The organism is Solibacillus faecavium, assembly GCF_014836905.1.
GTDB classification, from domain to species: Bacteria; Bacillota; Bacilli; order Bacillales_A; family Planococcaceae; genus Solibacillus; species Solibacillus faecavium.
On sequence record NZ_JACSPZ010000003.1, the window covers coordinates 59775 to 72371 of the forward strand.

A 12597-nucleotide genomic window follows, 5' to 3' on the forward strand; every position below is an offset into this window, starting at 1 on the left:
AGAAAGTTTTTTTATCCATCTTTTTATGCGGTGAGAAGTTGCGTATATGCTGCTACTGCGGAAACGATGGATTAATAAAATGATTAGGTATTATTATTTGATAACCTATTGAAAAGGAGGTCATTCAGATGGAAAAGCATCGAATTTTCATCGTCGAGGATGATCCAAAAATAGCTTCACTATTAGCAGATACATTAAGGAAATATCAATATGATGTGGAAACTATCAGTGACTTTGATTTATTAGTCGAGCAATGTTTGGCATTTTCACCACACTTGATTTTATTGGATATAAATTTACCTTCTTATGATGGATATTATTGGTGCAGAAAGTTAAGACAATTTACGAAATGTCCAATACTGTTCATTTCAGCTCGTTCTGGAGAAATGGATCAAATTTTTGCATTGGAAAATGGTGGGGATGACTTTATTACGAAGCCATTCAACTATGAAATTGTACTTGCTAAAATTCGCAGTCATTTACGTCGTACATATGGAGAATATTCCACTAGACAGGAGGAGCGAACGGTTGTACAAGGTCAGCTCACGTTATATTTGGAACGGATGGAACTTCAGTTAAGAGATTTGGTCATTCCTTTGCAAAAGAAGGAATGTATTATTTTAGGATTGTTAATGGGACAAGCACCAAAAGTGGTGTCGCGCGATCATTTGCTGGAGGAATTATGGGATGATCAAGCATTCGTCGATGAAAATACATTGAATGTAAATATGACACGTGTCCGAAAAAAGTTAGCGGACTATGGAATCAAATCAATGATTGAAACCGTACGTGGGGCAGGCTACCGCTTTTTATTGAGTGCGGAGGAAATGTAATGGCGATCAAACTGTTCATTAAGGAGCATCTTTCCTATATTATTTTTCAAATTGTGCTGACGTTATTTTTACTATCTTTATTTTGGCTGGATGGCTTTCGTAATATCAACACCGCCATTTATGCAATTGCTATTAGCACTCTTCTTATTTTTTCTTTTCTAGTTGTGAGGTACATGCTAAGACGCCGATATTTAGCAAAGATTTCGGTGCTTCCAATTACTATGGAAGATGCGCTTCAAAAAAATGCAAAGACTACCGAATATGCAGTAACAGAACAGTATTTACATGAGCTTTACCGCCTGTATCAGCATGAAGTACAGGCATTGTATGCGACCCAATCGCGGCAGTATAAATTTATGAATCAATGGGTCCATCAGATGAAAACGCCCGTATCAGTTTTAGAACTGTTGCTGCAGCAGGATGAGGAGCTTGATAAAAGAAGTGTCCAAGAGGAAGTGGAGCGTTTAAAGCGAGGCCTTGAAATGGTGCTCATGCATGCACGATTAGAAAATTTTGCGGACGATATGCAAATCATGAAAGTACCGCTTAAATCCGTTATTATGAATACCATTAACGAGAATAAGCGCTTATTTATTACGAACCGTGTTTTTCCGGAAGTGAATATTGACGAGGATATAGTTGTAATGAGTGATGAAAAATGGCTGCGCTTTTTAATTGAACAATTTATTACGAACGCGGTGAAATATACATTTGAACCAAATAAGAAAATCTATATTACTGTTGTGCAGAAGGAAAGCCAGGTGCAATTATGCATACGTGATGAAGGAATTGGTATACCGAAAGCTGATTTATCCCGAATTACGAAAGCCTTTTATACAGGAGAAAATGGTCGTAAAACAGGTGAATCTACTGGTATGGGGCTTTATATTGCAAAGGAAATATGCGATAAGCTCGGGCATCAGCTCGTGATTACTTCTGAAACAGGTCAAGGTACACAGGTAGAAGTGATTTTTCAATCATAGGGGGCGTACGATGATACACATTGGAGACTGGAAATTAGCGGTAGATGTAGAAAAAACAAAAATGGCATTTGAATTTAATAGCTACCGTTGTATGAGTGAGGAATGCCACAATTTTGTAGAAGCGTGTGAAAAACATTTAGAACATAAAGTACTTGATTTTGCTAGGGAGCTAGGCATAGATCTTTCAAAGCCAAGCCACCTTGAAAGTCATCAAGTAAACGACAATACAGCCATTATGTATTCGGGAAAATACCATATTATCGGCGAAATTGTAGAGGGTGAAGTCGATGGATGGGATATCATACTTGGAGAACACTGTTTTTCGCTAACTGATGAAATGGATCAGGTTCCTATAGTGATGGATGGTCCTATTATCGAAATTAGCTTTGAAGTTGTCCTGCCTTGGGTGATCGAAAGTAATATACTCGTTTAAAAGGAGTTACTATGCCAATTTTACAAATACAGGAAGCAACGAAAGTGTATGAGGGAAAAGTGACGAAGCGTGCACTAAACCAACTTAGTTTTGAGGTGGAAAAGGGTGAGTTTATAGCAATTATGGGTCCGTCGGGCAGTGGTAAAACAACATTGTTAAATATGGTTTCCATGATTGATACACTTACTTCCGGAGAGATTATATTCAATGGAATGAAACCGCAAAAGCTTAATAGTGAGGAGCTCGCATTTTTCCGTCGACGTCAGCTAGGATTTATATTTCAAGATTTCAATTTGCTTCCGACTTTAACGGTAGAAGAAAACATTATATTGCCGTTAACGCTTGATGAACAGCCGATAGCCGTTATGGAAGAGCGTCTTCATTATTTAAGTGAACTGCTCGAATTGACTTCTATTTTAGAAAAGCGTCCAAATGAAATTTCCGGTGGACAAGCACAACGTACGGCGATTGCTCGGGCATTAATTCATAGACCGATGCTTGTTTTAGCGGATGAACCGACAGGGAATTTAGACTCGAATGCGTCACGAGAAGTTTTGGAGCTGTTGGGAAAAATGAATCAAGAAAATAACACTACTATTTTAATGGTGACACATGATCCAATCGCAGCAAGCTATTGTGACCGTGTTATTTTTATTAAAGATGGTGAGTTCTTCAATGAAATCTATAAAGATGACCGACGCCAAACTTTTTTCCAACGAATTTTAAATGTATTAAGTTTATTAGGGGGACATGTCGGTGACTTTTCTTCAATTCGCCTACCGTAACGTTTTCCGGAATTTTCGAAACTACGCTGCTTTTTTTATGGCCAGCTTTTTCAGTGTTTTTGTTTTTTTTATCTATTCCATGTTGATGTTTCATCCTGAAATAGAAAGTGGGTTTTTAGGAGAAGTATCAATTGCAGGGATGGTTATTGCTGAAATTATACTTGTTCTCTTTTCATGGTTTTTTATTTTTTATTCGATGCGGGCCTTTTTAGAGGCGCGTTCGAAGGAATTTGCGATATTGCTTCAACTTGGCATGGATCGCAATCAACTCGGAAAACTAATTATCATTGAAACGATGACAATTGGTATATTCTCCTGCATTTCAGGAATTGTTTTTGGTTATGCATTTTCTAAGTTTTTCTTTATGATTGTGCGTGAAATTTTAAACTTAACTGCGTTGCCGCTCTATTTATCATGGGAGCCGTTTGTACTTACGTTATTTGTTTACTTGAGTGCTTTTATTGTAATTTCAACAATCAGTATTATGTTTACTCCTGACATTAAAATTAGGAATTTAATTCGAGGGCCAAAATTTGTTGATGTTGTAACGAACTATTCAAAACGCAATGCGATTTTAGGAATTGTACTTATTTTATGTGGCTACAGTTTAGCGCTTATTACAACGAAATCATCCATTTTTACGTATACACTACTTATCCCGATCTTTGTAACTTTCGGGACGTATTATTTCTTTACAGATACAACGCTTTTTATTATAGATCGTTTGAAGAATCGAAAGCTGTTTTATTGGAAGCGGGCACGCATGTTGGCGATAGCCGAGCAAGTGCATATTTTACGTGTTAATTCTCGGATGTTCTTCATCGTTACCCTTGTTTCCACACTAGCCTTTTTAACAGTAGGCGTATTGTCTGCAATGTCGTCCTATACTTCCCAATACGATAAGCTCAACCCGATTGGCCTTATTTATAAAGGAGTAACCGATAATCCATATGAAACTGAGCATATTCTCTCTATTATAGATGAGTTGGAAGATAGCGGAATAAGTTATCATATGACGCGTTTTACTGTAGTACGTCAAACATCCACTTATACTTCGAATCCGGTAGAGGTGTTTCGGGAAACCGATATTAACCATTTACTGTTTTCCTATAAATATCCGCTTGTTAGTTTAACGAGTGGGGAAGCAATGTTCATCCCGTACTCGGAAGATTCGATTGAAACATTGGAGGAGACGGTTGTAGAGACGGTTTTAAAGGAAAACGATATTCACCTGACGATTGATAGTGTGTATCCAAAAGTGTTTTTCCCATCTGCGATTATTAGCAGTAATGCGATTATAATCAGCGACGAAGATTTTACGAGTCTCGTAAATGATTTTGAGATGACACCATTTGTCGAGCCGGGTTATCACTTATTTACTTTTGATATTCCTAACTGGACTGAAACTGATCAAATTGGTCTTGGCATTCAGCAAATGGTTGCCAGAGATTATATTTTAAATAGTGATTATACACTGCCATTTTATTTTGAAAATGCAGGTCTAAATTATTCTTATATATTAGCTACGTATTCCTTGTTAACACTCATTGGTATATTAGTAGTAGCTGTATTTTTATTGGCATCAGGGAGCTTTGTTTATTTCAAAATTTATGCAAACTTGGACCGGGAGAAAAAGCAGTTTGATATGCTCAAAAAAATCGGTTTAAGTGATAAGGAACTAAAGCGGCTTATAACAAGAAATTTAGTCATTCAATTTTTCCTACCATGGGGCTTAGCCTTTATCCATAGTGCTTTCGCGTTCTATGTCGTCCAAACTGTTTTAAATGATGTGATGAATTTATCGATCGTAAAGGAAGTTGTATTTTCATTTACATTGTTTGGAGTTATTCAAGTTGTCTATTTTTATTTAATAAGATGGCGGTATTTATCGCATGTCCGAGGATAATAGATATAGAAAAAATATGATTTTAGTACAATATTTCGGTATAAACGAGAGTTTGGTATTGTTTTATTAATATACTTATTTTATAATGCTAATAAAGTGAATATTGTTTCATTTTACGCATAAAGGGGATGGGTGTATTGAATTTAGTTGAAAAGGTAAGACAACAGGCTTTCGAACAACCAGAAAAAACAGCGTACTACTTTTTAGGCAAAGGCACGTCATACGGGGAATTGGAGCAAACCGTTGCGCGATTTGCTGCTGCCTTGGAAGATTTAGGTGTACAAAAGGGCGATCATGTCGCGTTTTTACTTGGGAATACACCGCATTTTATCATCAGTCTTTACGCTTCTATGCGTATTGGTGCTGTTGCAATTCCGATTAATCCAATTTATACAGCAGATGAAATTTCTTATATTATTAAAAATGGTGACGTTAAGGTTGTTATCGCACTTGATTTACTTTTACCGCTTGTGGAAGCAGGGGTGCATAGATTACCACAAGTTGAACAGTATATTATTTGCGAAACGACACCGGAAATCGGTGAGAAATATGCGGCACTTTCGGATGCTGCTAAAGAAAAAACAAAGCTGTTTTCACAAGTACTGGCTACAACGGCTCGTACAACTGATCCGGTAGATTTAGCTCCGGACGATACAGCTATTATTTTATATACTTCCGGTACAACAGGTCATCCAAAAGGTGCAATGCTGACACATAATAACCTGTTTTCTAATGCGCGTGATATTGGGGATTATTTGCAAATGACGACGGATGACCGTGTTATTGCAACATTACCAGTATTCCATGTATTTGCATTAACGGTTGTGGTGAACTCGCCATTAACGCGGGGAGCGACAATTTTATTGGCTCCACGCTTTAGTCCAGGAGAAATTTTTGAACTAGCTTCGACATATAAGGCAACTGTATTTGCAGGAGTGCCGACAATGTTTAATTTCCTGTATCAGTATGAACAAGGCGATGTTTCGGCATTTTCAAGTGTTCGATTGACGATTTCAGGGGGAGCATCATTACCAGTATCATTACTACATAACTTTGAGCAAAAGTTTAATGTAAGAATTTCTGAAGGCTACGGTTTATCAGAAGCTTCACCGGTAACATGCTTTAATCCTATTGATCGCGAACGTAAACCGGGTTCAATCGGGCAGTCGATTGTGAATGTTGAAAATAAAATTGTTGATGAAAATGGCGATGAAGTAGGAGTCGGTGAAGTCGGGGAACTGATCGTCCGTGGACCAAACGTAATGAAGGGCTACTATAAAATGCCAGAAGAAACGGCTGTTGCGATTCGTGATGGCTGGTTATATACAGGGGATTTAGCGAGTAGAGATGAGGAAGGTTATTTCTATATCGTAGATCGTAAAAAGGACTTAATAATTGTAGGCGGTTACAATGTGTATCCTCGTGAAGTTGAGGAAGTATTGTTCTCGCATGAAGGAATAGTTGAGGCAGCAGTTGTAGGCTTCCCTGACCGTGATTTTGGTGAGGCGGTACATGCATATGTTGTATTAAAAGATCCTTCTCTTACAGTTGAGGACATTCGAGCATACTGTGCAAAGCATATCGTGAAATACAAAGTGCCGTCTGTTATTGAAATTTTGGACGAGCTTCCTAAGAATACAACAGGCAAAATTCTGCGACGCTCTTTAAAAGAAATCGCAAAAGCATAACATACAAACACCTACTGCACTTGTGGTAGGTGTTTTGCTATTTGAAAAGGTTCTACAGAATTGGTAGAAGGAATTAATAATACACTTAAAAGTATTAAAAGGAAGGCCTATATGTTTCTTTAATTTTAACACTATAAAGCAAAGATATTACTAATTAAATCATGTATATAAAAATGTAGGGATACACCTTGGTTAATCAAGAGTTGATTGGAATGGAGGGCGGCAGACTCCTGCGGGAACAGCACGACGCCTGAGACTACAGGCTCAGGCCGTGCCCGCGGAAAGCGTCCGCCCGTAATGGAAATCAACGGACTTTATTAGAAACAACAAAAAGAGGTAGTGACAATTGAAGAAATAATATGACACTACCCCAACAAAAAGTTATACTAATAATATTTTGAACTTTCAAATAAAAAATGTTAAAGTGTTATTACGGAAATCGAAATAAATTTTAAGAGGTGTTATAATGGCAAACTATGTAACGAAAGAAAGTCTTTTTGAAATACAATCCATTACGAATCCAATACTTGCACCAAACGAGAAAGAAGCATTATATATACGCACTCAATTGAATGAGAAGGAAAATAACTATAATGCTCATCTGTTTCATATTGATTTGGAAACAGGGGAATCAACGCAATGGACATATGGCAATGAAAGAGTTTCAAGTCCACAATGGTCACCGGATGGCAAGCAAGTTGCGTTTTTAGTTAAACGCAATGAAAAACAGCAGCTGTATATTTTAAATAGCCGTGGAGGAGAAGCACAGGAATTAACGACACTTCCAAATGGCGTCAATTCATACTTATGGAGCCCATGTGGTGAGAAGCTTTGGATTACGAGTACTGTAAAAAAAGGCTTGGGCATTACAGAGCAGGAAGAAAAAGAAGAGAAAAAAGTTCCGAAAGCATATGTAGTCGACAAAATGAAATACAAAGCAGATAGTGTTGGGTTATTACCTCAGGAACGTTATTCACAAATTGCGAAGGTCGATTTGGCGACAAAAGAAGTGAGTGCTTTTACAGAAGGTGATTATTCTCATAGTTTACAAGGGATTTCACATGATGGAAAAACATTGGTTATTGCAGTAAATCGTACTGAAAATACGGATGACATATTCCGTACACCGCTATTTTTAGTTGATGTTGAGACGAAAGAAGAAGCAGTATTAATTGATGAAGACGGCTATTATGGTGGCGCTGAGTTTTCATCTGATGATCGTTATATAGCATTTGGCGGCTCGGACCATACATATAAAAACGCGACACATGGCCATGTGTATATTTATGATACAGAAACAAAAACTACGCAAAAGCTGACTGAGATGCTGGACGTCCCTGTAGGGGATTATGCTGTTGCAGATATCCAGCAAGGTGTTGATGCTCCAACGGTCATTTGGACGGAAAATAACGATTTATATTTCCAAGTGTCTACTGAGGGAGATATCCGATTATATTATGCTACATTAGAGGGCGCAATTTATCCTGCATCACCTGAAAATGAACATGTATATGGATATGCCGTTTTCAAAAATGGTAACCGTGCATTGATAACGGTTTCGAATCCGACGTTCCCTGGCGAATTATTTGATTTCGATATTACAACGGGTGAGCGTAAACAACTGACAACATTTAATGCTGAGTTTTTAGAATCAACAACACTTTCAACACCGGAAGCGATTTCGTATACTGCAAAAGATGGTATCACTGTACATGGGTGGATAATGAAGCCTGCTCAATATACAGAAGGCGAGAAATATCCTTTCATTGTGGAAGTGCATGGTGGACCTCATACATTGTATGCAAATACATTTTTCCATGAGATGCAGTTATTAGCGGCAAAAGGATACGGCGTATTATATGTGAATCCTCGTGGCAGTCATGGTTATAGCCAGGAATTTGTAGATGGTGTGCGCGGTAAATATGGTGAAGGTGACTATGAGGATATTATGGCTGGTGTTGACTATGTATTGCAACATTATGCATGGATTGACGAGTCACGTTTAGGTATTACTGGTGGTAGTTACGGTGGATTTATGACGAACTGGGTTGTAGGACATACGAATCGCTTTAAAGCAGCTGTTACACAGCGTTCGATTTCAAACTGGATAAGCTTCTACGGGGTATCGGATATCGGCTATTACTTCTCAGAATGGCAAATGCTTGCGGATATGAATGACGTTGAGAAGCTATGGCATCATTCGCCGTTAAAGTATGCAGCAAATGTTGAGACACCGTTACTTATTTTACACAGTGAACGCGATTTCCGCTGTCCAATTGAGCAAGCAGAACAGTTGTATATTACGTTGAAGCGTATGGGGAAAGAAGTTGGATTCGTCCGCTTCCCGGAATGTGATCATAACTTATCACGAACAGGGATTCCAAATTTACGACTAGAACGATTGGAGCAAATTACAGGTTGGTTTGAGAAATATTTATAAAAAGTAAACAGGGTATCCCATATTGGGCGCCCTGTTTTTTTGTTTATTTCCCTTTAAACTGTGGGGGTCTTTTTTCTGCAAAGGCGTTTAGTGCTTCAATTCGGTCTTCTGTAGGAATTGTCAGTTCATAAGCTTTTCGTTCTATTTGCAAACCAGTTTGAATGTCTGTCTTCATTCCTTGCTTCACGGCAAATTTAGCCTGCTGTAGAGCAATCGGTGCATTCTTTAAAATTAATGCCGCAAAATCAGCAGTTACTTCATGTAAATTTTCAAAAGGTGCTATTTTTGTGACCACACCGTATTGAAGCGCTTCTGCTGCAGTCAGCCGTTTAGCCGTTAAAATAAGCTCTAGCGCTTTTGCTTCACCGATTAAACGAGGCAGTCTCTGTGTTCCGCCTGCACCTGGAATAATCCCTAAGCCTGTTTCCGTTAAGCCGAGTGAAATTTGGTCAGCAGCGATGCGGAAGTCACAAGCAAGTGCCAACTCAAGCCCGCCACCGAAAGCATATCCATTTAAAACGCAAATTGTCGGCTGTGGTAATTGTTCAATAAGTGTAAATACTTCACCAAAGCGATTTAAATTTCGCTTTACCAGTGTGTCAGGGAGTGTTTTGCGTTCTTTTAAGTCAGCACCAACAGAAAATGCTTTATCACCTGCTCCTGTAATCACGACAAGGCGAATGTCAGGATGAATTTGAATGGATTCGATGACACTTCTTAATTGTTCAAGCATTTCATAATTAAAGGCATTTAACATATCCGGACGATTAAGGGTTACGTATGCGGTAAAATCTTTTTGGTCGTATTTTACAGTATTCACATTTACTACCTCCTGATATTTTGTTACTCTAGTTTTATAGTACATTGTAAATAGTTAAAATTACAACAAATTACATTAATAGTGAAAATATACTAGAAGTAGGGAAGGGTTAACTTGGAAGTTTTTATCGGAAGACAGCCAATATTTAATAAATATGAAGAAATCATCGCATATGAATTATTGTATCGAAACAATTACGTTAATCAGTTTCCGAATATTGATTCGGATACAGCAACAATCGAATTATTAATCAATTCATTTCTTTCCATAGGTATTAAAGAAGTGGCAAATGGCAAACCAGCATTTATTAACTTCACAGAAAACTTAATTATGCAAGATTCTGTAGATTTTTTAGAGTCTGAACAAGTAGTAATTGAAATATTGGAAGACGTTTCAATTACTCCTGAACTGATTCAACAGCTAAAACAATTGAAAAGTGCAGGTTACAAGCTTGCTCTGGATGATTTTGTAATTGATGAAAAGGTCCTTGTATATGATGAGCTCTTTCCTCAAATTGATTATATTAAAATTGACTTTTTACATACATCGGAAAACGAGCGAATAGTAACAGAACGGCTAATTAAATCGAAATTTCCTCATATTAAGCTTTTAGCAGAGAAGGTAGAAACGCGCGAACAATTCGAAATTGCAAAACAATCTGGGTACTCTTTATTTCAAGGGTATTTCTTTGAAAAGCCTCAAATATTAACTGCAAATGATATACCAGCAAATATCTTTCAATATTTTCAAATTATATCTTTATTGCGTGATGATGAAACAAATATTGATTTATTGGCAGAAAATATTGAACGTGAGATTTCACTTTCATATCGTTTATTGAAGTTAATTAACGGATCCTCTAAGCGAACGAAAAAGAAGGTGCGTTCGATAAAGCAGGCGATATTAATGTTGGGACTGCTGGAACTGCGTCAATGGGTATACTTGCTAGCGATGCGTGAGTCGAATATAAATTCTAATAACGATGTGTTTAAAGAATTAATGTATACATCGTTATTTAGAGCAAAAGCATGTGAAATAAGTGCTCGCCTAAATTATAAAAAAAATTACTCAGAGTACTTTTTAGTTGGGCTTTTTTCATTAATCGATTCTTTATTGAAGCGTCCTTTAAACATTATTGTTACACAATTGCCTTTGTCAGACGATATTTTAGAAACAATTTCTGGATCACAGACAGTTATGACGCCTTACCTTCAATTTAGCACAGCATTAAGTAAGCTAGATTGGGAAAATATAATGCCGTTAGCTAATCAATTAAATATTCCGAGCGATGAGATTTTACCAATGTATGAGGAAGTAAAAGGGTGGGTAAATGATACGCTTAATATGAAATAACCGGTACAGCTAGCTACGTCCTCTTTACTTTAATGAAGTTCTCATTTCATGTTGGATTTGCTATAATTCAAAGGAATTTGCAAAAGAAGCGAGGATTAATATGACGTATAGTTCACAACATTCAGTGAAAGATAGTATAAAAGAGTATTTATTTGTCATTATAGGAGCGGCAGTCATTGCCTTTGGTTTTAATGTATTTTTATTTCCAAACCAAGTTGCTTCTGGCGGGGTTAGTGGGATAAGTACTATTTTGCATGGTATGTTCGGCTGGAATGCCGGAATTGTACAATATGCATTTAATATCCCTTTATTTATCGCAGGGGTACTTGTACTTGGGAAGAAATTCGGCATTAAATCATTTATCGGTACGATTGCGCTTCCTTTTTTCGTTATTTTAACGGCAGGCTGGGATGCATGGACATTAAATCCGTTATTAGGTTCAATTTTTGGTGGGATTGTTGTCGGCTTAGGTATTGGACTTGTATTTAAAGGAAATGCTTCTACAGGTGGAACAGATTTACTTGCGCAAATTATAACAAAATTTACAGGGCTGACTTTAGGGACGAGTGTATTGTTTATTGATGGAGTCATCGCTGTTAGTGCGGCGATTGTTTTTGATTTGGAAAAAGGACTTTTTGCTTTAATTGGTCTTTATGTAACAACAAAAACGATCGATATTGTGCAGCTTGGTTTTAGCCAATCGAAAATGGTTTATATCATTACTCGAAAGGAAACAGAAGTGCGCGATGCGATTTATAAAGAAGTAAATCGTGGTATTACGAGGCTTCCCGCATATGGAGGCTATACGGGTGAGGAACGTCCGGTATTGATGGTTGTCGTTTATCAAACAGAGTTCACAAAGCTGAAACAAGTGTTGAAAGCCATTGATCCAGAAGCGTTTGTTATCGTTTCAGATGCGTATGAAGTGCTCGGAGAAGGTTTCAAAAAGGTATAAGTTTGTTATAATTAGCAGTGTATTAGTAATTCGTTTTGGAGGGGTTTAGAGTGAAAAAAGGTTTACTTACATTAGTATTTGGTTCAGCACTATTTTTAGCAGCATGTGGTGGGGATGATTCGGCAACAAACGGCGAAACAGCAGAAGTCGATGGTGAAAAAGTAGTTAAACAATCCTGTGCAACATGTCATGGTGGTCAATTACAGGGTGGCAGTGCTCCGGCATTGGATAAATTAGGAGCAAAATATTCTGAAGAAGAGATTTTAGATATTATTTTAAACGGTAAAGACCGTATGCCTCCTGGGATTGTAAAAGGCGAAAAGGCTGAAGCGGCTGCAGAGTATTTAGCAACTTTAAAATAACAAACGAAACGATGGGCAAATGAGCTTCATCGTTTTTTT

General features: G+C 37.5%; 11 protein-coding genes. 10 read left to right on the forward strand and 1 reads right to left on the reverse strand.

Annotation, left to right across the window (positions count from 1 at the left end; translation table 11 throughout):
* Positions 1-128: 128 nt before the first annotated feature.
* From H9635_RS07215 to H9635_RS07245, 7 genes are all read left to right on the forward strand, one after another.
* Positions 129-833 carry a response regulator transcription factor gene (locus tag H9635_RS07215; protein ID WP_191699505.1) on the forward strand — a complete coding sequence of 235 codons (705 nt, stop codon included), beginning with the start codon at positions 129-131 and terminating at the stop codon, positions 831-833.
* The gene (locus tag H9635_RS07220; RefSeq protein ID WP_191699506.1) at positions 833-1816 is read left to right on the forward strand and encodes a sensor histidine kinase; all 984 of its coding nucleotides are present in this window, start codon (positions 833-835) and stop codon (positions 1814-1816) included. Before H9635_RS07215 ends, H9635_RS07220 begins: the two co-directional genes overlap by 1 nt.
* Positions 1817-1826: 10 nt before the next feature.
* Complete coding sequence (locus H9635_RS07225; RefSeq protein WP_191699507.1) at positions 1827-2249, forward strand: hypothetical protein; 423 nt, start codon at positions 1827-1829, stop codon at positions 2247-2249.
* A gap of 11 nt (positions 2250-2260) precedes the next feature.
* On the forward strand, positions 2261-3034 hold the full coding sequence (locus tag H9635_RS07230) for an ABC transporter ATP-binding protein (RefSeq protein ID WP_191699508.1): 774 nt from the start codon (positions 2261-2263) through the stop codon (positions 3032-3034).
* Positions 3006-4940, forward strand: coding sequence for an FtsX-like permease family protein (locus H9635_RS07235; RefSeq protein ID WP_191699509.1), 1935 nt, complete (start codon positions 3006-3008; stop codon positions 4938-4940). The genes H9635_RS07230 and H9635_RS07235 overlap by 29 nt, the downstream gene beginning before the upstream one ends.
* A gap of 137 nt (positions 4941-5077) precedes the next feature.
* Positions 5078-6628, forward strand: coding sequence for a fatty acid--CoA ligase family protein (locus H9635_RS07240; protein WP_191699510.1), 1551 nt, complete (start codon positions 5078-5080; stop codon positions 6626-6628).
* Between the two features lie 466 nt (positions 6629-7094).
* Positions 7095-9068 carry an alpha/beta hydrolase family protein gene (locus tag H9635_RS07245; protein WP_191699511.1) on the forward strand — a complete coding sequence of 658 codons (1974 nt, stop codon included), beginning with the start codon at positions 7095-7097 and terminating at the stop codon, positions 9066-9068.
* A 43-nt stretch (positions 9069-9111) separates the two neighbouring features.
* On the opposite strand, the gene H9635_RS07250 is transcribed toward H9635_RS07245, so the two are convergent.
* Positions 9112-9888, reverse strand: a complete 777-nt coding sequence (locus H9635_RS07250) for an enoyl-CoA hydratase-related protein (RefSeq protein WP_191699512.1) — start codon at positions 9886-9888, stop codon at positions 9112-9114.
* 114 nt (positions 9889-10002) lie between these two features.
* Here H9635_RS07250 and H9635_RS07255 point away from each other — a divergent pair, with 114 nt between their 5' ends.
* From H9635_RS07255 to cccB, 3 genes are all read left to right on the forward strand, one after another.
* Positions 10003-11241, forward strand: a complete 1239-nt coding sequence (locus tag H9635_RS07255) for an EAL and HDOD domain-containing protein (protein WP_191699513.1) — start codon at positions 10003-10005, stop codon at positions 11239-11241.
* A 100-nt stretch (positions 11242-11341) separates the two neighbouring features.
* The gene (locus H9635_RS07260; RefSeq protein ID WP_191699514.1) at positions 11342-12196 is read left to right on the forward strand and encodes a YitT family protein; all 855 of its coding nucleotides are present in this window, start codon (positions 11342-11344) and stop codon (positions 12194-12196) included.
* Between the two features lie 50 nt (positions 12197-12246).
* A complete protein-coding gene (cccB, locus tag H9635_RS07265) occupies positions 12247-12558 on the forward strand; it encodes a cytochrome c551 (RefSeq protein ID WP_191699515.1) in 312 nt (103 codons plus the stop codon).
* Positions 12559-12597: the final 39 nt, after the last annotated feature.

Excerpts from the sequence above, each read along its gene's own strand:
- H9635_RS07215 (WP_191699505.1), top strand. The coding sequence starts at position 129 with ATGGAAAAGCATCGAATTTTCATCGTCGAGGATGATCCAAAAATAGCT.
- H9635_RS07220 (WP_191699506.1), top strand. The coding sequence starts at position 833 with ATGGCGATCAAACTGTTCATTAAGGAGCATCTTTCCTATATTATTTTT.
- H9635_RS07225 (WP_191699507.1), top strand. The coding sequence starts at position 1,827 with ATGATACACATTGGAGACTGGAAATTAGCGGTAGATGTAGAAAAAACA.
- H9635_RS07230 (WP_191699508.1), top strand. The coding sequence starts at position 2,261 with ATGCCAATTTTACAAATACAGGAAGCAACGAAAGTGTATGAGGGAAAA.
- H9635_RS07245 (WP_191699511.1), top strand. The coding sequence starts at position 7,095 with ATGGCAAACTATGTAACGAAAGAAAGTCTTTTTGAAATACAATCCATT.
- H9635_RS07260 (WP_191699514.1), top strand. The coding sequence starts at position 11,342 with ATGACGTATAGTTCACAACATTCAGTGAAAGATAGTATAAAAGAGTAT.